The sequence below is a fragment of the Enterobacter cloacae complex sp. IR5403 genome, from assembly GCF_049238705.1.
GTDB lineage: Bacteria > Pseudomonadota > Gammaproteobacteria > Enterobacterales > Enterobacteriaceae > Enterobacter > Enterobacter hormaechei_C.
Map to the genome: position 1 here is coordinate 52086 of NZ_JBMKHP010000003.1, position 17363 is coordinate 69448.

19 protein-coding genes are annotated in these 17363 nt (G+C 56.0%); 8 read left to right on the forward strand and 11 right to left on the reverse strand.

All coding sequences use genetic code 11. From position 1 onward, the window contains the following. The 3 genes from ACOTW6_RS05315 to ACOTW6_RS05325 are packed head-to-tail and all read left to right on the forward strand — an operon-like array spanning position 1 to position 2232. The gene (locus ACOTW6_RS05315) at positions 1-816 is read left to right on the forward strand and encodes an amino acid ABC transporter ATP-binding protein (RefSeq protein WP_121479068.1); all 816 of its coding nucleotides are present in this window, start codon (positions 1-3) and stop codon (positions 814-816) included. Beyond that, positions 816-1562 (forward strand): amino acid ABC transporter permease, encoded by a 747-nt coding sequence (locus ACOTW6_RS05320; RefSeq protein WP_121479069.1) that lies wholly within the window; start codon positions 816-818, stop codon positions 1560-1562. Before ACOTW6_RS05315 ends, ACOTW6_RS05320 begins: the two co-directional genes overlap by 1 nt. Then, positions 1546-2232: an amino acid ABC transporter permease gene (locus tag ACOTW6_RS05325; protein WP_121479070.1), complete on the forward strand. Its 687-nt coding sequence runs from the start codon at positions 1546-1548 to the stop codon at positions 2230-2232. The genes ACOTW6_RS05320 and ACOTW6_RS05325 overlap by 17 nt, the downstream gene beginning before the upstream one ends. Here ACOTW6_RS05325 and fumD read toward each other — a convergent pair. The 4 genes from fumD to ACOTW6_RS05345 all read right to left on the reverse strand — a co-directional run bounded on the left by fumD (position 2213) and on the right by ACOTW6_RS05345 (position 5050). Further along, on the reverse strand, positions 2213-2422 hold the full coding sequence (gene fumD, locus ACOTW6_RS05330; protein WP_003857676.1) for a fumarate hydratase FumD: 210 nt from the start codon (positions 2420-2422) through the stop codon (positions 2213-2215). The two genes, ACOTW6_RS05325 and fumD, sit on opposite strands and share 20 nt — an antisense overlap. Positions 2423-2530: 108 nt before the next feature. Further along, positions 2531-3343: a MetQ/NlpA family ABC transporter substrate-binding protein gene (locus tag ACOTW6_RS05335; RefSeq protein ID WP_003857677.1), complete on the reverse strand. Its 813-nt coding sequence runs from the start codon at positions 3341-3343 to the stop codon at positions 2531-2533. 23 nt (positions 3344-3366) lie between these two features. After that, complete coding sequence (locus tag ACOTW6_RS05340) at positions 3367-4035, reverse strand: methionine ABC transporter permease (protein ID WP_017384621.1); 669 nt, start codon at positions 4033-4035, stop codon at positions 3367-3369. Then, on the reverse strand, positions 4028-5050 hold the full coding sequence (locus ACOTW6_RS05345) for a methionine ABC transporter ATP-binding protein (RefSeq protein ID WP_109937618.1): 1023 nt from the start codon (positions 5048-5050) through the stop codon (positions 4028-4030). Before ACOTW6_RS05345 ends, ACOTW6_RS05340 begins: the two co-directional genes overlap by 8 nt. A 399-nt stretch (positions 5051-5449) precedes the next feature. On the opposite strand from ACOTW6_RS05345, the gene ACOTW6_RS05350 reads away from it, so the two are divergent. From ACOTW6_RS05350 to lpp, 5 genes are all read left to right on the forward strand, one after another. Continuing rightward, complete coding sequence (locus ACOTW6_RS05350; RefSeq protein ID WP_045142545.1) at positions 5450-6820, forward strand: pyridoxal-phosphate dependent enzyme; 1371 nt, start codon at positions 5450-5452, stop codon at positions 6818-6820. 12 nt (positions 6821-6832) lie between these two features. Next, on the forward strand, positions 6833-7978 hold the full coding sequence (locus ACOTW6_RS05355; RefSeq protein WP_213788665.1) for a trans-sulfuration enzyme family protein: 1146 nt from the start codon (positions 6833-6835) through the stop codon (positions 7976-7978). A 73-nt stretch (positions 7979-8051) separates the two neighbouring features. Next, positions 8052-8348, forward strand: coding sequence for a hypothetical protein (locus tag ACOTW6_RS05360; RefSeq protein ID WP_418249985.1), 297 nt, complete (start codon positions 8052-8054; stop codon positions 8346-8348). 7 nt (positions 8349-8355) lie between these two features. Continuing rightward, positions 8356-9777, forward strand: a complete 1422-nt coding sequence (pykF, locus tag ACOTW6_RS05365) for a pyruvate kinase PykF (RefSeq protein WP_003857687.1) — start codon at positions 8356-8358, stop codon at positions 9775-9777. Between the two features lie 312 nt (positions 9778-10089). Then, on the forward strand, positions 10090-10326 hold the full coding sequence (gene lpp / locus ACOTW6_RS05370; RefSeq protein ID WP_001082307.1) for a murein lipoprotein Lpp: 237 nt from the start codon (positions 10090-10092) through the stop codon (positions 10324-10326). 60 nt (positions 10327-10386) lie between these two features. Here the strand turns inward: lpp and ldtE are convergent, their stop codons facing one another. The 7 genes from ldtE to sufA all read right to left on the reverse strand — a co-directional run bounded on the left by ldtE (position 10387) and on the right by sufA (position 17015). After that, complete coding sequence (gene ldtE, locus ACOTW6_RS05375) at positions 10387-11400, reverse strand: L,D-transpeptidase LdtE (protein WP_213788664.1); 1014 nt, start codon at positions 11398-11400, stop codon at positions 10387-10389. A gap of 97 nt (positions 11401-11497) precedes the next feature. Next, entirely contained in the window at positions 11498-11914 is a 417-nt protein-coding gene (sufE, locus tag ACOTW6_RS05380) for a cysteine desulfuration protein SufE (protein ID WP_017693566.1), read from the reverse strand. Between the two features lie 14 nt (positions 11915-11928). Continuing rightward, entirely contained in the window at positions 11929-13149 is a 1221-nt protein-coding gene (sufS, locus tag ACOTW6_RS05385; protein WP_213788663.1) for a cysteine desulfurase SufS, read from the reverse strand. After that, the gene (sufD, locus tag ACOTW6_RS05390) at positions 13146-14417 is read right to left on the reverse strand and encodes a Fe-S cluster assembly protein SufD (protein ID WP_213788662.1); all 1272 of its coding nucleotides are present in this window, start codon (positions 14415-14417) and stop codon (positions 13146-13148) included. Before sufD ends, sufS begins: the two co-directional genes overlap by 4 nt. Further along, positions 14392-15138 (reverse strand): Fe-S cluster assembly ATPase SufC, encoded by a 747-nt coding sequence (gene sufC, locus ACOTW6_RS05395; RefSeq protein WP_003857736.1) that lies wholly within the window; start codon positions 15136-15138, stop codon positions 14392-14394. The genes sufD and sufC overlap by 26 nt, the downstream gene beginning before the upstream one ends. A 9-nt stretch (positions 15139-15147) precedes the next feature. Then, entirely contained in the window at positions 15148-16638 is a 1491-nt protein-coding gene (gene sufB / locus ACOTW6_RS05400; RefSeq protein WP_003857739.1) for a Fe-S cluster assembly protein SufB, read from the reverse strand. Positions 16639-16646: 8 nt separating this feature from the next. Next, on the reverse strand, positions 16647-17015 hold the full coding sequence (gene sufA, locus ACOTW6_RS05405; RefSeq protein WP_003857741.1) for a Fe-S cluster assembly scaffold SufA: 369 nt from the start codon (positions 17013-17015) through the stop codon (positions 16647-16649). Between the last annotated feature and the right edge of the window lie 348 nt (positions 17016-17363).

Here is a 17363-nt window from a genome sequence, read left to right on the forward strand (position 1 = left end):
ATGCTCTCAGGTTTATTTTCACACTACGCGGCCAATGCCGCGGATTTTTCACGTCTGGAACAGGCCAGCGTTGAGTTTCGCCATGTGGACAAACGCTACGGCGACCATCCGGTTTTAACCGACATTAACCTCACCATCATGCCGGGTGAAGTGGTTGCCATTCTCGGCCCTTCGGGTTCCGGAAAATCGACCCTGATTCGGCTTATCAACCAGTTTGAGAGCCTGAGCGGCGGGGAGATCCTGATCGACCACAAGCCGACCGGACAGCTTTCCGGCAGCAGGCTACGTCAGTTACGCAGCCGCGTCGGATTTGTGTTCCAGCAGTTCAATCTCTATGCCCACCTTACCGCCAGCCAGAACATCACCCTTGCACTGGAGCACGTTCACGGCTGGAAACCCCTGCCCGCCCAGGAGCGCGCGCTGGCGCTGCTGGAGAAGGTCGGCATGCTGGAGAAGGCGCACCGCTATCCTGCTGAACTTTCCGGCGGACAGCAGCAGCGCGTGGCGATTGCCCGCGCTCTGGCCTCGTCGCCGCAAATCATTCTCTTTGACGAGCCGACGTCGGCACTCGACCCGGAGATGATTGGCGAAGTGCTGTTGGTGATGAAAGCCCTTGCCCACAGCGGGATCACCATGATTGTCGTCACCCATGAGATGCAGTTTGCCCGGGAAATTGCCGATCGAATCGTTTTTATCGACGGTGGACACATTCTGGAAACCGCGCCCCCGGCGCAATTTTTCAACCAACCGTCGCATCCGCGTGCGAGGCGGTTCCTGCAAAAAGTGCTGGATCCGCTGCATCAGGAGCAACCGTAATGCCCGCTCTGGACTGGCAGGGGGTGCTGGCCGGACAGCCCCTGCACTGGCTCCTCTCCGGATTTCTCACCACTCTGTGGGTGACGCTGGCGGGGATTATGCTGGCCAGCCTGCTCGCCTTGTTCTTTATGCTTTTGCGGCTTTCCGGGGGACGTTTCGGGACATTGATCGTCAGCGGCTGGGTATCGCTGTTTCGCAATACGCCGCTGCTGGTACAGCTGCTGTTCTGGTATTTCGCCGCCTGGAACGGGTTGCCGCAGGGGCTGCGTGACGCGGTGAACGCAGACCACAGCTGGTCCATTCTGCCCGGTGACGTCTGGTGGTTTACGCCCGAGTTTTTATGCTCCGCCTGGGGGTTAGGCGTCTTTACCTCGGCGTTTTTAATCGAAGAAGTGGAGTCGGGACTGCGTTCCGTGCCTGCCGGGCAACGGGAGGCGGCGCTCGCCCAGGGATTTTCCTCATGGCGTCTGTTTCGCTACATTCTTCTGCCTCAGGGGCTCGCTAACGCCTGGCAGCCCGTCGTTGGCCAGTACCTTAACCTGATGAAGCTCTCCTCGCTCGCGAGCGGGATTGGCTTCGCCGAACTGACCTACCAGGTTCGCCAGATAGAAAGTTACAACGCCCATGCACTGGAAGCCTTTACCGTCGGTACGGTGCTCTACTTGCTTACCGGGATGGTGACGGGAAGCGTGCTGGTGCGCCTCGGCCCCCATTCAGGGAGGAAAAACCATGATCCCCGGATTTAACGTTATTGTCGAAAATCTGGACTATCTGCTTTGGGGACGTGCGGCTACGGGAGAACCCGGCGGCGTACTGCTCTCGCTGCTGATGGCCACAGGCGCCGCCGCGCTTGCCCTGCCCGGCGGGATTGTGCTGGCATGCGTCGCCTGGCGCTATCCCGGCGTGGTGCGCAGTGCGCTGTTTGCGTGGGCAGAGTTGATTCGCGGGATCCCCCTGATCTTCGTGATATTCTGGATGTGGTATCTGCTGCCGCTGATAACCGGCAGGGATCTCCCGGGCGCGACGACCGTCACGCTGGCGCTGGCCTGGTTTACCGCGGCTGCGGTGATGCATTCGGTATTAGCCGGACTGAGAGCCCTGCCGTCGGGCCAGAATGAGGCCGCGCTTTCTCAAGGGTTCAGTACGCAGCAAACGCTGTGGCGCGTGCTGCTGCCGCAGGCGCTGAGAAATATTCTGCCGTCGCTGGTGGGGATTTTTATCAGCCTGCTGAAGGATACGTCGCTGGCGTTTATCGTGAACGTTCCTGAACTGACCACGGTGGCGGGACAGATCAACAACCGGGTGCAAATTTACCCGGCGGCCATTTTTATCTTTACGGGTGTGATCTATTACCTGCTCTGCTGCTCGCTTGAACTGCTCGCGAAGCGCTGGCGCGTCAGCCGGCCAGCGCTTTAACCACCGTTTCCATCGCTTTGGTGGTCAACTCACTGCGCTTAACGCGCTGGTTCGCCAGCGCGGTACGCAGTACGCCCGCAATGACAATATGTTTCGGCTCCTGCCCTAAATCACGCATTTCGAGAACGACCTTGCCTACCACCCGACACATCTCCTGGTACAGCGCTTCGTCTTTGGTCACATTGCCCATTGCCATCACTCCGTTGCCCTAAACCGTCAGCTTAAATCATTCGTCGGCTGGATACAAAAAAGAAGCCCGGCGTGTTGTTCGCCGGGCTTCGTCTGGAAAATCAGGAGATTAGTTGTTTACCGGGATCACTGCGCCTTTGTATTTGGTGCGGATCCAGTCCTGAATCTCTTTGGAGTGCAGCACGTTCACCAGCGCGACGATATCCTTCTTCTTCTCGTCACCGCGATGAACGGTAATGATGTTGGCGTACGGGTTATTCTCACCGCTTTCTACCGCAATGGGATCGTGGACCGGATCCAGACCGGCATCAATTGCGTAGTTGGCGTTGATCACCACCGCAGCACCTTCGTCGTTGTTGTACATCTGCGGCAGCAGAGATGCCTCGACGTTAGGGGTGAATTGCAGCTTTTTCGGGTTCTCCACGATATCGCTGATGCGCGCGGTCACTTTATCGATGCCTGGCTTCAGCTTGATCACGCCCTCTTTTTCGAAGATGGAGAGAATACGCCCTTCCTCGGAAACCGCATCACGCATGATGATTTTGCCGCCTTCCGGCAGATCCTTCAGCGATTTGTATTTTTTCGAATAGATACCGATCGGCTCAATGTGGATTGCGCCCGCACTGACAAAATCATAATCCTTATCGCCCGCGTGATCTTTCAGCACGCTGTTCAGGTAAGGGATATGCTGGAAATAGTTGGCGTCAATGTCATGCCCCGCCAGCGCCGTGTTTGGCAGAATGTAGTCCTGGAACGGTTTAATCTCCAGATCGATCCCCTGCTTCGCCAGAATCGGCTTAGCCTGCTCCAGAATTTCCGCGTGCGGGGTGTTGGACGCCCCCACGGTGAGCGTGTCCGCCCAGGAGGCAAAGCTCAGGGCGCTCAGGGTTGCGGCGGCGATCAGCGTCAGTGTCTTTTTCATGATGTGGTTCCTGTGTGTATTTATTAGCGTTTATCTAACAGTGAAGTAATGGCATCGCCGCAGAACTGGATAATGAACACGATGATCAGAATGGTCACCGTTGCCACCAGCGTGACGTCACCATGGTTGCGCTGGAATCCTTCCAGATAAGCCAGATTTCCCAAACCGCCAGCACCTATCACCCCTGCCATTGCGCTGTAGCTCACCAGCGCAATCAGCGTCACCGTCATACCTGAAACCAGTGCGGGTGAAGATTCCGGCAATAAAACCCGAAACACTAACGTGCTCAGCCGCGCGCCCATCGAACGCGTGGCCTCAATGACTCCTTTGTCCACTTCTCGCAGGGCAATCTCGACCAGACGGGCGTAGAACGGCGCCGCGCCCACAATCAGGGCGGGCAGCGCAGCGTTAGCGCCGAGAATGGTTCCCACAACGGTCTTGGTGAACGGGATCAGCAGGACGATGAGAATGATGAACGGAATCGAGCGGAACACGTTCACCACAATCGACATCACGCTGTAGACCGTGCGGTTGTGGAATAACCCGCCGCGGGCGGTTAAAAACAGCGCCAGACCGAGCGCGATCCCCAGGACAAATGTCGCCACGCCGGAAAGCGCGGTCATGTAAAGCGTCTCCTGGGTTGCAGCCCAAAGCTGATCCCACTTCAGGTGCGGAAAGAGTTCTTCAGCCATGCTTGATTACCTCGCCTTCAATATCGCTTTGCTTCAGGTCGGCGAGGATATTGTTCAGTTGTTCGTCCGATGCCACCACGTGCACCCAGAGCTGCCCGAAAACACCGTGGGCGGTTTGCGTCATTTTGCCGTGCAGGATGTTAAACGGCAGGCCGTAGCGCAGGGTCAGTTCACCGACGATCGGCCTGTGCGTGCTGTGCCCGGTGAAGGTCAGCCTGATTACCGTGCCTTCCAGATCGTTTGCCAGTTCGGTATTGAAGGTCTCTTCCTCCGCGTACTGGCTCACCTGGCGGACAAACTGCCGGGTGATCGGCTGCTGCGGATGCGTAAACACGCTCAGCACGTCCCCCTCTTCCACCACCTTGCCGTTTTCCATCACCGCCACGCGGTCGCAGATTTTGCGCACCACGTGCATCTCATGCGTAATAAGTACGATGGTCAGGTCAAAGCGACGGTTAATGTCCAGGAGCAGATCGAGGATCTGATCGGTGGTCTGCGGATCCAGCGCCGAGGTGGCTTCGTCACACAGCAGTACGTCCGGATGATTGGCCAGCGCGCGGGCAATGCCCACACGCTGTTTTTGCCCGCCGCTCAGCTGGGATGGGTAGGCATTCTCGCGCCCCTTCAGGCCGACCAGCTCCACCAGCTCGGCAACGCGAGCCTGAATTTGCGCTTTTGGCACACCGGCAATTTGCATTGAAAAGGCGATGTTTTCCTTCACCGTGCGCGACCAGAGCAGATTAAAGTGCTGGAACACCATGCTGATTTTCAGGCGTGCCTGACGCAGCGCTTCTCCCTTCGCGGCGGAGATATCCTGACCGTTAATGGTGACGCTGCCGGCGCTGGGCTTTTCCAGACCGTTCAGCAGACGGATCAGCGTACTTTTCCCGGCCCCGCTGTAACCGATGATCCCGTAAATCTGTCCCTGCTCTATCGTCAGGTTGACGTTATCAACGGCTGTCAGCGCCTGTTTCCCGTTGTCAAAAACCTTCGAAATATTGCTGAGTACAATCATTCTTATTCGTTATCCGTTTCGCATATAGCGGTTTAGCAGTATGGATGTCCAAAAGATAGTAAACAGCCGTTATCAGCTTTTAAATGACCAAAAAAGAATGTCTTATAACGCTCAGGAATAAGCAGCGAACTGCCGGGTGAAAAGCATTTAGATGAATATCAGCAATAATTATCTGCCATTTGCATATCAGGTCTTACTCACCCGACGAAATCGGCTAATTTTGCAGCATATTATGCGGATATAGCCATCCTCACATCCGGACAACTTTACGTCTTGCTGTCTTTCCATCTGAAAACATAAGGATTATTCCTTTCCGTTCTAAAACTCAGTGAAACGTTCTTTATTGAGAAAATTTCATGGTTCTATCATCCGGTCATCACCTCTTCACAGGACATGATCATGACGCTTTACCACTCCGTCACCGAACTGATTGGCCGTACGCCGCTCATCCAGCTGCACAAGCTGGACACCGGCCCCTGCTCGCTGTTTCTGAAGCTGGAAAACCAGAATCCCGGCGGCTCGATTAAAGACCGCGTCGCGCTGTCGATGATTAATGAAGCCGAGCGTACGGGCCAGCTACGGCCCGGCGGCACAATTATTGAAGCCACGGCGGGGAACACCGGCCTGGGGCTGGCGTTGATTGCGGCGCAGAAGGGCTACTCGCTGATCCTGGTGGTGCCGGACAAAATGAGCCGCGAGAAGATTTTCCACCTGCGCGCGTTAGGGGCGCAGGTCGTGCTGACCCGCTCGGATGTGAATAAAGGGCATCCGGCCTACTACCAGGATTATGCCCGGCGGCTGGCGAACGAACTGCCAGGCGCGTTTTATATCGACCAGTTCAATAACGCGGCCAATCCGCTGGCGCACCGCACCACTACCGCACCGGAACTGTTTGAACAGCTTGACGGCCAAATCGATGCCATCGTCGTCGGCGTGGGGTCCGGTGGTACGCTGGGGGGCTTACAGGCGTGGTTTGCAGAACATTCGCCGCAGACGGAATTTGTGCTTGCCGATCCGGCCGGGTCGGTGCTGGCGGACCAGGTTGAGACCGGACGCCATCACGATGCCGGATCGTGGCTGGTTGAGGGGATTGGCGAAGACTTTATCCCTCCGCTGGCGCACATCGAAGGGGTTAACCGCGCCTGGCGCATTACCGATCGCGAGGCGTTCACCACCGCCCGCGATCTGCTAAAAACGGAAGGGATCCTGGCAGGCTCCTCCACCGGCACGCTGCTGGCGGCGGCGCTGAAATATTGCCAGGCGCAGACTACGCCAAAACGTGTGGTCACCTTCGCCTGCGACAGCGGCAATAAATACCTCTCGAAGATGTTCAACGACGACTGGATGCGTCAGCAGGGGCTGATTTCGCGTCCGCAGGCAGGCGATCTCTCGGACTATATTGCCCTGCGCCACGATGAAGGCGCGACGGTGACTGCCGCCCCGGACGACACGCTTTCCACCGTGCTGGCCCGCATGCGCCTGTACGACATCTCCCAGCTGCCGGTGCTCGATAACGACAAGGTCGTCGGCATCATCGACGAGTGGGACCTGCTGCGACACATCGGGGGAGATGCCGATCGCTTCTCACTCCCCGTGACGGCAGCCATGACGCGTCAGGTCGAATATCTGGATAAGCAGGCCCCGGAGAGCGCCCTGTACGCCATCTTTGACCGTGGCCTGGTGGCGATTATTTATGACGCAGATCGCTTTCTGGGTCTGATCACACGCAGTGACGTACTCACCGCCTGGCGTAACCGCCTGACGAAATAAAAGGAGCAAAAGATGAAAAACCTGGCCACCCTCAGCGTTCACAGCGGTGAGTTTCACGACCCGCACGGCGCCGTGATGCCGCCGATTTACGCCACGTCGACGTTTGCGCAACCGGCACCGGGTGAACATACCGGCTACGAATACTCCCGGAGCGGCAACCCAACCCGCCACGCGCTGGAGACCGCCATCGCCGAACTGGAAGGCGGCACGCGCGGGTACGCTTTCGCGTCAGGGCTGGCGGCCATTTCCACCGTGCTCGAACTGCTGGATAAAGACAGCCATATTGTCGCCATAGACGACGTGTATGGCGGTACGTATCGCCTGATCGAAAACGTGCGCAAACGCAGCACCGGGTTACAGGTGAGCTGGGTTAAGCCGGACGATGTAGCCGGACTTGAGGCCGCCATTCGCCCGGACACCCGCATGATCTGGGTGGAAACGCCGACGAACCCGCTGCTGAAACTGGCCGACCTGGAGGCCATCGCGGACATTGCCCGGCGCCATAATGCGATCAGCGTGGCGGATAATACCTTCGCCTCCCCGGTCATTCACCGGCCGCTGGAGGCGGGGTTCGACATAGTGGTCCACTCCGCCACTAAATATCTCAACGGTCATTCAGACGTGGTTGCCGGGCTGGCTGTTGTCGGGGCGAATAAGGATCTCGCGGAGCGTCTGGGCTATCTGCAAAACGCGGTTGGCGGCGTTCTGGATCCGTTCAGCAGCTTCCTGACGCTGCGGGGGATTCGCACCCTCTCACTGCGCGTTGAGAAGCACAGCGCCAACGCGCTGGCGATTGCGCAATGGCTGGAGCAGCATCCGCAGGTAGACCGCGTGTTCTATCCCGGGCTGGCGTCACATCCCCAGCATGCGCTGGCCCGCAGACAAATGGCGCTGCCGGGCGGCATGATCTCCGTTGTGATTAAAGGCGATGCGCAACGCGCGACAGAGGTGATCCGTCATCTTACGCTCTTTACCCTGGCGGAAAGCCTGGGCGGTGTGGAGAGTCTGGTGAGCCAGCCCTACAGCATGACCCACGCCTCCATTCCACTGGCACAGCGTCTTGCAAACGGCATTGTGCCGCAGCTTATCCGCCTGTCGGTGGGGATTGAGGATGCGAAGGATCTGATTGCCGACCTTCAACAGGCGCTGGAAAAGTGAGCAAAAAACGGCGGGCATTGCGCCTGCCGTCATAAGATGACATTAGGCCTTAACGCCTTGATAACAAACTTATGTGAATCTGCACAGATTGTTTTTGAAACGCTGTTTCCATTTTCCTTTTTACTGTAAATCAGCGTATAATGCGCGCCAAATCCCTGGTGAATGGTTTCAGCGCTTGGAATACAAAAAACAACGTACAACTTCTCCTCTCCTTCGTTGGGCTGGCACTCAGGCACACTTTCTTCTGCACGCTCATTTGATGTCACCTATTCTTAGTGCGTGTCATATACTCTTTCGCAACACAGGTTTGACTCCGCGGCGGTGCGCCCCCGGAGCGAGATTTCCATATCCTTCCCAACTTAAAGACTAAGACTGTCATGAAAAAGACGAAAATTGTTTGTACTATCGGCCCGAAAACCGAATCCGAAGAGATGCTGAGCAAAATGCTGGATGCCGGCATGAACGTGATGCGTCTGAACTTCTCCCACGGCGACTATGCTGAACACGGTCAGCGTATCCAGAACTTGCGCAACGTGATGAGCAAGACCGGGAAAAAAGCGGCGATCCTGCTCGACACCAAAGGTCCTGAAATCCGCACCATCAAACTGGAAGGCGGTAACGACGTTTCCCTGAAAGCGGGCCAGACCTTCACCTTCACCACCGACAAATCCGTTGTAGGTAACAACGAAATCGTTGCCGTGACCTACGAAGGCTTCACCAGCGACCTGTCCGTTGGCAACACCGTGCTGGTGGATGACGGCCTGATCGGCATGGAAGTGACCGCGATCGAAGGCAACAAGGTTATCTGTAAAGTGCTGAACAACGGCGATCTGGGCGAAAACAAAGGCGTTAACCTGCCGGGTGTGTCCATTGCGCTGCCAGCGCTGGCTGAAAAAGACAAACAAGACCTGATCTTCGGCTGCGAACAAGGCGTGGACTTCGTTGCTGCCTCCTTTATCCGTAAACGTTCTGACGTGGTTGAGATCCGTGAGCACCTGAAAGCGCACGGCGGCGAGAACATCCAGATCATCTCCAAGATCGAAAACCAGGAAGGCCTGAACAACTTCGACGAAATCCTCGAAGCGTCTGACGGTATCATGGTTGCGCGTGGCGACCTGGGCGTTGAAATCCCGGTTGAAGAAGTGATCTTCGCGCAGAAGATGATGATCGAGAAATGTGTTCGCGCGCGTAAAGTGGTTATCACCGCAACGCAGATGCTGGACTCCATGATCAAAAACCCACGCCCTACCCGCGCCGAAGCAGGCGACGTGGCGAACGCCATCCTCGACGGTACCGATGCCGTTATGCTGTCTGGCGAATCTGCAAAAGGGAAATACCCTCTGGAAGCGGTCAGCATCATGGCGACCATCTGTGAGCGTACCGACCGCGTGATGAAAAGCCGTCTGGATTACAACAACGACAGCCGTAAACTGCGCATCACCGAAGCCGTGTGCCGTGGTGCGGTAGAAACCGCCGAAAAACTGGAAGCCCCACTGATTGTCGTGGCGACCCAGGGCGGTAAATCTGCGCGTGCCGTGCGTAAATACTTCCCGGATGCGACCATTCTGGCGCTGACCACCAACGAAACCACCGCGCGTCAGCTGGTGCTGAGCAAAGGCGTGATCCCACACCTGGTGAAAGAGATTGCCTCTACCGATGATTTCTATCGTCTGGGTAAAGAAGTGGCGCTGGAACTGGTTGATTGTGGCCTGGCTCAGAAAGGCGACGTGGTGGTTATGGTTTCTGGCGCGCTGGTTCCAAGCGGCACCACCAACACGGCATCTGTCCACGTGCTGTAATATTTCACGAACAAATTATTGTTTTGTTAAAAAGCGTCCTTCGGGGCGCTTTTTTTATTCCCGCCTTTAACCAGTACTATTCAAAAAGCAAATCGGGTTTTTCTATTTAATCGCGATTTATCTAAGATGAATCCGATGAAAAATGCCTTTTTTAACATAGCTTTTTCGTCAAAATTGCCGATTTCGTTGCTTCTTTGAGCGAACGATCAAAAATAGGCGTAATCCCATCAAAAAAATATTCTCAACCCAAAAAACTTTGTGTAATACTTGTAACGCTACATGGAGATTAACTCAATCTAGAGGGTATTAATAATGAATCGTACTAAACTGGTACTGGGCGCGGTAATCCTGGGTTCTACTCTGCTGGCAGGTTGCTCCAGCAACGCTAAAATCGATCAGCTGTCTTCTGACGTTCAGACTCTGAACGCTAAAGTTGACCAGCTGAGCAACGACGTGAACGCAATGCGTTCCGACGTTCAGGCTGCTAAAGACGACGCAGCTCGCGCTAACCAGCGTCTGGACAACCAGGCTACTAAATACCGTAAGTAATAGTACCTGTTAATAAAATGGCGCACATTGTGCGCCATTTTTTTTGCCTTCGTCAAACCTCTACTGAAGCGCTTTCTCTCCCTCGCCTTCCGCCACCGCCGCTGAGACACGACTGTTCTGCACCGACAGGACAGAATTGCTGGCTGACGAACCATTGCCTGCTGAAACGGCCACCGGGATCCCCGCTCTGCGCGCCAGGGCTTTATCGATAAGCGTTTTATCGCTACCTGATTCCGCTGCAAAGGCGGTAAACGCCGCCGAGTGCGTGAACGGCACCGTCTGTGGGTTTTCACCCTCAGCCTGCGCCAGCGGCCTGTGCACTTCGATATAACGTTTGCCATCTGGCTCGACGGAGAACTTCACCGGCTCATTGATGATCTGCACCCGCGTGCCGACGCGCACTTGCTCAAACAACGCTTTGATATCCGGCGCGTTCATCCGCATACAGCCCGAGCTGACCCGCAGCCCTACGCTGTCCGGCGCGCTGGTGCCGTGAATAAGATATTCCCCATTCCCGATGCCCAGACGCAACGCAAAGCGCCCCAGCGGGTTATTTGGCCCTGCGGGTACCACAGGCGGCAGTTTAATGCCCTGGGCCAGTGAGCGCGCTCTGATGCCCGCTGTGGGGGTCCATGTAGGATTAGCGATTTTCTGACTCACACGGGTGGTGCTAACCGGTGTTTCCAGCCCAAGCTGACCAATACCCAGCGGATAGACCTGCACGATATTTTCGCCAGGCGGATAGAAGTAAAGACGCAGCTCCGCCAGATTCACCACAATGCCCTCGCGCTCGGTGTCTGGCAGTAGCATCTGGGAAGGGATCGTAATGACCGTTCCTGGCGCAGGGTTCACCGGTGCAATGGTATTATTGGTTTCAAGGATGAGCTGTGCGGCGGTATTAAACCGACGAGCGATAGACTGAAGTTTATTGTCACCTTCCTGAATGGTGTATGTCTGGTTTTGCCCAATCAGGCGGCTGCCTGCGGGCGGTAAAGGATAATCAACCGCCCTGGCTGAATTAACAGCACTGAGCGAACCAAGGAGTAATAGAGTTATTAGAGACGCGCGCTTCATGCTGAGATTCCTTATTCACTGACCAAACGTCAGAAAGCTGAAAAACCAGCGAGGTGGAAACCACCCCGCGAAACAGAATGAATGCTGTTCTGTCAGTTTAGCTAAGGATTGCGGCTTTGGCGCGTATGGCGCGGATCATCGCTTCCAGCCCCTGGGATCGGGACGGGGTGAGGTGTTGGGTTAAGGCCATTTTTTCAAACCACGGGCGAACGTCAAAGGCGACAATATCCTGCGCCGACATCTGATGATAAAGAATAAATACGACGGCAATAAGCCCCTTCACAATGGCGGCATCGCTGTCACCCTGTAATTCGATTACGCCTTCATCCGTCTGCTGCATCAGGATCCAGACCTGGCTCTGGCAGCCCTGAATGATGTTGTCCGGGTTATGCGCCTCTTCGCTGAGCGGCGGCAGGCGCTGACCCAGCTCGATGATATAAAGGTATTTCTCTTCCCAGTTTGCGCAACGCCCAAAGTTGCGCAGCAATTTATCTCTGTCCGGCAAATCTGCCATCTCTCGCCTCTCCGTTAGCCAAGCAGCTGGTGAATACGTTTTAGTCCCGCCACCAGTCTGTCGACCTCTTCCGTTGTGTTGTACATCACCAGCGATGCGCGGCACATAGCCGGTACCTGATAATACGCCATCAGCGGCATCGCGCAGTGATGCCCGGTACGCACGGCGACGCCGTAATTATCAAGGAAACTGCCCACATCATAGGCGTGATGCTTGCCGAGGTTGAAGGCTATCACACCCAGACGGTCAGCAGGACCATATAAGGTCAGATCCGGGACGCTGGCAAGCTCCTGCAAGGCATAATGCATCAGCTGCTGTTCGTACTCCTGAATCGCCGCCAGCCCCGTTTCAGAGACGTAGCTAATGGCCGCGCCCAGCCCGATGATCCCGCCCGTGTTGGGCGTACCCGCCTCGAAGCGCCAGGGCGCACGGGCGTAGGTTGTGCCGTCCGTCAGGCTGACGGTGGCGATCATTGACCCGCCCCCTTCCCACGGCGGCATGGCCTGGAGAATGTCCTCTTTCACATACAACACGCCGATGCCCGTCGGGCCATAGAGCTTGTGCCCGGAGAAGACGTAGAAATCGCAGTCCAGGGCCTGAACATCAACCGCATGGTGCATCACCGCCTGGGCACCATCAATCAACACTTTCGCACCGGCCTGATGGGCTTTGTCGACGATCAGCGCCACCGGATTTTCCGTCCCCAGTACGTTTGAAACGTGAGTCACCGCCACCAGCCGCGTTCTGTCGTCCAGCAGAGCGTCCAGTTTTTCCAGCTGGAGCGTGCCGTCTTCATTCAGAGGGATCACCCGCAGTTGCGCCCCCACACGCTCACAGAGCATCTGCCAGGGCACGATGTTGGCGTGGTGCTCCATCTGGGTGATGATGATGTTATCCCCCGCGTGCACCTGCGCATTGCCCCAGCTGTTAGCCACCAGGTTGATCCCTTCGGTGGTGCCACGCACGAACACCAGCTCTTCCGGCGAACGCGCGTTGAGGAAGGCCGCAACCTGCGTGCGCACGTTTTCCATGCGCTGGGTCGCCTCGGCGCTCAGGGTGTGGATCCCGCGATGTACCGCCGCATAACCATGGCGGTAAAACTCGGCTTCCGCATCCACCACCTGATTCGGTTTTTGCGCGCTGGCCGCACTGTCGAGATAGGCCAGCGGCAGACCGTTCACTTCACGGGTCAGTACCGGAAAATCTGCCCGGACTTTCTCTACGGGAAATGTCATGCTTCGCCTCCAGGCAGCCGCTGACCGATACGGGCCAGCACCTGCTGTTTAAGTCCGCCATCGGGCAGCGCTTCCGTCAGCTCAGCCGCAAAGGCGTAAATAATCATCTTTTGCGCGGCCTGCTGGTCTATCCCGCGCGAGCGCAGGTAGAACATCTGTTCATCGTCAATACGCCCGACCGTCGCGCCGTGGCTGCATTTCACATCGTCCGCATAGATTTCCAGCTGTGGTTTGGTGTCCACCTCTGCCAGACGTCCCAGCAAGAGGTTGTTATTGGTCATCTGCCCGTCAGTTTTGATGGCGTGCTGTGCCACGTTGATCAGGCCGTTAAACACCGCACGTCCTTTATCGCTGACGATGGTTTTGTGCAGCTGACGGCTGTTGCAGTAGCCTTTGTTATGCTCAAGCCAGGTGCGCGTGTCGCACACTTCTGACTTCACCGGCATCGCCAGGCTGTTAATACGCAGCGTAGTGTTCTCACCGTTCAGCTGGGTGCTGGTATTGTGGCGCAGCACCGCGCCGCCAAGCAGGAAGCTGTGGCTGTACGCCGCGGCATCCTGGCCCAGCAGAATATCGTTGTGGGCGAAGTGGTGACTGAGCGGATTTTCAAACGCCAGCTTGATGTGGTGCAGTTGGGCATTGGCCGCCACGTTCATCGTCAGACGCGAACCGGTGAAATGACGGGTGTCGTTAAGGCTGACGTAATGCTCGATCACCGTCGCCTCTGCCCCTTCTGCCAGCTCAAGATGGTGGCGATAGTGGGCGGTGTTAATCTCATCACCCTCAACGCCCTGGGTGATATGCATCAGCAGCAGCGGTTTCGCCGGACGCTGGTTACGCTTAACGCGAATATGGGTGACAGATTGCGACAGGCTCTCTGTCAGGTGCAGGAAGACTTCAGGCTGAACGGGCGCGTTCAGCGACTGACGTTCATCGTTAATGACGATATCGAACCCGCTCTCCTGCACGCTGTCGCTCAGCTCCGCACGGAACTGACCGTCGACAAACACCAGACGCACGGCATCCACGCTCAGCGCCAGCCTGTCGCGCTGATCGGAGCTGACCTGCGCCAGACGGGTGACAAACTCGCCGTTCAGCAGGCCATCCAGCGGGGTATATTTCCAGTTCTCATGTTTACGCGTCGGTAAACCGAGACGCAGCATCTGCTGAAGATGGTGCTGGGCCTGTTCAGAGCGCGCTCCACCCTGCGCTTCAAACAGCCGGTGCCACTGCTGGAGTGCATTACTGCTGTTCGGTAAGCCAGCCATAACCCTGCTCCTCCAGTTGTTTAACCAGCGTAAAGTCACCGGATTTCACAATGCGTCCCTGGTAAAGCACGTGGACATAGTCCGGTTTGATGTAGTCAAGTATTCGCTGGTAGTGAGTCACGATGATAAATGAGCGGTTGCCGTCACGCAGGGAGTTCACCCCGTCGGCAACGATCTTCAGGGCATCGATATCCAGCCCTGAATCGGTCTCATCGAGAATGCACAGGGCCGGTTCCAGAACCGCCATTTGCAGAATATCGTTACGTTTCTTCTCACCGCCGGAGAAACCCACGTTTACCGAGCGGGTCAGCAGATCTTCCGGCATTTTCAGCAGCTTAATCTTCTCTTCCATCAGATCCTGGAAGTCAAAGCGATCCAGCGCCTCAAGGCCGCGATACTTGCGCACCGCGTTCAGCGCGGTTTGCAGAAAGAACTGGTTGCTGACGCCCGGAATTTCCACCGGATACTGGAAGGCCATAAAGATGCCCTCGCCGGCACGCTCTTCCGGCGACATCTCCAGCAGATCTTTGCCGTTAAACTCAACGGAGCCGCTGGTGACTTCATAATCTTCGCGTCCTGCCAGCGTCGCTGAAAGCGTACTTTTCCCGGAGCCGTTTGGCCCCATGATGGCGTGAACTTCACCCGGTTTGACGTCAAAATTGAGGCCACGCAGGATCTCTTTCTCTTCCACGCTAACCTGTAAATCTTTAATGCTTAACATGTGCTTTCCTTAACCGACGCTGTGTTCAAGACTAATGGCGAGGAGTTTCTGGGCTTCAACGGCAAATTCCAGCGGCAGTTCAGAGAACACGTCCTTACAGAAGCCGTTAACGATCATTGAAATCGCATCTTCTTCACTGATCCCGCGTTGCAGGCAGTAGAAAAGCTGATCTTCACCAATACGTGACGTAGTTGCCTCATGCTCAAGCTGGGCGCTGTTATTGCGGCATTCGACATACGGGAAGGTGTGCGCCCCGCAGTCCGCGCCAATCAGCATGGAGTCGCACTGGGTGAAGTTACGCGCGTTGGTTGCCGTCGGCATGATTTTCACCAGCCCACGATAGCTGTTCTGGCTGTGACCGGCAGAGATCCCTTTGGAGATGATGGTCGATTTGGTGTTTTTACCGATGTGGATCATCTTGGTGCCGGTATCGGCCTGCTGATGACCGCTGGTCAGCGCCACGGAGTAAAACTCACCGATGGAGTTGTCGCCGCGCAGAATACAGCTCGGGTATTTCCAGGTAATGGCGGAGCCGGTTTCTGACTGCGTCCAGGACATCTTGCTGTTTTCGCCTTCGCACAGCGCACGCTTGGTGACGAAGTTCAGAATACCACCGGTGTTGCCGTCGCCCGGGAACCAGTTCTGTACCGTAGAGTATTTCACTTCCGCGTCTTTATGGATGATGACCTCTACCACCGCCGCGTGCAGCTGGTAGCTGTCGCGCACCGGCGCCGAACAGCCTTCGATATAGCTGACGTAGCTGCCTTCATCGGCCACCAGGATGGTGCGTTCAAACTGACCGGTTTTTTCCGCGTTGATGCGGAAATAGGTCGAGAGCTCCATCGGGCAGCGCACGCCTTTCGGCACGTAGATAAAGGTCCCGTCTGACGCTACCGCCGCATTCAGTGCCGCGAAGAAGTTATCGTTACTGGGTACCACGGTGCCAATGTACTTTTTCACCAGCTCCGGGTGATCGTGAATGGCTTCCCCGAAGGAGCAGAAAATAATCCCCTGCTCCGCCAGTTTTTCACGGTAGGTGGTTGCCACCGAGACGGAGTCAAAAATGGCGTCTACCGCCACCTCTTTGCCTTCGCGCACGGGCACGCCGAGCTGATTGAACGCCTCTTCCACCTCTTTACTCAGGAAGCTGTTCTCGGCACCGGTTTGCTGTACCGCGCCGGGTTGCGAGGCACAGGTATCATCACAGCTGCCGCAGGAGGGCGCGGAATAGTAGCTGTAATCCTGATAGTTCAGCTTATCGTAATGCGCTTTCAGCCAGTGGGGTTCTTCCATCTCCAGCCACGCGCGGAATGCGCTCAGGCGAAACTCCAGCATCCACTCCGGCTCGTTACGTTTCGCCGAAATGGCGCGCACGACCTCTTCGTTGATGCCTTTCGCCAGCTCATCGGTTTGCAGCTGCGTGAAGAAACCCTCTTTATAGTTGAGGTGTCCGCCGCTCCAGGTGTTTACATCACTCGTTGCTTCAGTATTACGAGACATAGTACCGCCTATACCCCAAAGCTTTCGCCGCAGCCGCATTCGTTCTGGGCTTTCGGGTTATGAAATTTGAATAACTGGTTTAAACCTTCCCGAACGTAGTCGACTTCGGTTCCATCGATAAACGGCATCGCCTGTAGCGCGACGTATAACTTTGCACCGTCGGTTTCAAAGACCAGATCGTCCTTTTCAGGTTCGGTTACGGTGTCCAGCACGTAGCCAAATCCCGCGCAGCCAGTCTGCTTAACGCCTAAGCGTACGCCGAGGATGTCGGGATTTTTTGCCACCAGCTCATGAATATGCGCCGCCGCCGCGGGCGTCAGCGTTAAGCCACGCCAGGCAAAGTCGGCCGGATTGAAGGTTTCTGAATGCAGTTCCATAGGTCCACCTCATCTGATAAGCCACCAGGGCATAACACCATGTTAGTGATAACGATTATCACTTCAACCCCCTGCGAGCAGGGGCTTTGGGCTAAACCGCCCTTTTTGGCTACTTTCATTAAGCATAGACCCTGTGACGGGATGCGGATGGGATGGTTAGATTTGTTCAATGCATTGATAAATAATGCATTTCATGAGAAAGGCGGTAAGGCGGCGGGCAATGATAAAAATTGTATTGGAAATACCTATTTTTAAGATAGCCAAAGTACGTCCAGGCACCCTATACATTTTTTACGTATGCCTCCCCCTTAAGCCAGGTTCTTGTTCATCCTTTTTTTGCCTTATCTG

Coding starts and splice junctions, on each gene's coding strand:
- ACOTW6_RS05315 (WP_121479068.1), top strand. CDS start 1: ATGCTCTCAGGTTTATTTTCACACTACGCGGCCAATGCCGCGGATTTT.
- ACOTW6_RS05320 (WP_121479069.1), top strand. CDS start 816: ATGCCCGCTCTGGACTGGCAGGGGGTGCTGGCCGGACAGCCCCTGCAC.
- ACOTW6_RS05325 (WP_121479070.1), top strand. CDS start 1,546: ATGATCCCCGGATTTAACGTTATTGTCGAAAATCTGGACTATCTGCTT.
- fumD (WP_003857676.1), bottom strand. CDS start 2,422: ATGGGCAATGTGACCAAAGACGAAGCGCTGTACCAGGAGATGTGTCGG.
- ACOTW6_RS05335 (WP_003857677.1), bottom strand. CDS start 3,343: ATGAAAAAGACACTGACGCTGATCGCCGCCGCAACCCTGAGCGCCCTG.
- ACOTW6_RS05340 (WP_017384621.1), bottom strand. CDS start 4,035: ATGGCTGAAGAACTCTTTCCGCACCTGAAGTGGGATCAGCTTTGGGCT.
- ACOTW6_RS05345 (WP_109937618.1), bottom strand. CDS start 5,050: ATGATTGTACTCAGCAATATTTCGAAGGTTTTTGACAACGGGAAACAG.
- ACOTW6_RS05350 (WP_045142545.1), top strand. CDS start 5,450: ATGACGCTTTACCACTCCGTCACCGAACTGATTGGCCGTACGCCGCTC.
- ACOTW6_RS05355 (WP_213788665.1), top strand. CDS start 6,833: ATGAAAAACCTGGCCACCCTCAGCGTTCACAGCGGTGAGTTTCACGAC.
- pykF (WP_003857687.1), top strand. CDS start 8,356: ATGAAAAAGACGAAAATTGTTTGTACTATCGGCCCGAAAACCGAATCC.
- lpp (WP_001082307.1), top strand. CDS start 10,090: ATGAATCGTACTAAACTGGTACTGGGCGCGGTAATCCTGGGTTCTACT.
- ldtE (WP_213788664.1), bottom strand. CDS start 11,400: ATGAAGCGCGCGTCTCTAATAACTCTATTACTCCTTGGTTCGCTCAGT.
- sufE (WP_017693566.1), bottom strand. CDS start 11,914: ATGGCAGATTTGCCGGACAGAGATAAATTGCTGCGCAACTTTGGGCGT.
- sufS (WP_213788663.1), bottom strand. CDS start 13,149: ATGACATTTCCCGTAGAGAAAGTCCGGGCAGATTTTCCGGTACTGACC.
- sufD (WP_213788662.1), bottom strand. CDS start 14,417: ATGGCTGGCTTACCGAACAGCAGTAATGCACTCCAGCAGTGGCACCGG.
- sufC (WP_003857736.1), bottom strand. CDS start 15,138: ATGTTAAGCATTAAAGATTTACAGGTTAGCGTGGAAGAGAAAGAGATC.
- sufB (WP_003857739.1), bottom strand. CDS start 16,638: ATGTCTCGTAATACTGAAGCAACGAGTGATGTAAACACCTGGAGCGGC.
- sufA (WP_003857741.1), bottom strand. CDS start 17,015: ATGGAACTGCATTCAGAAACCTTCAATCCGGCCGACTTTGCCTGGCGT.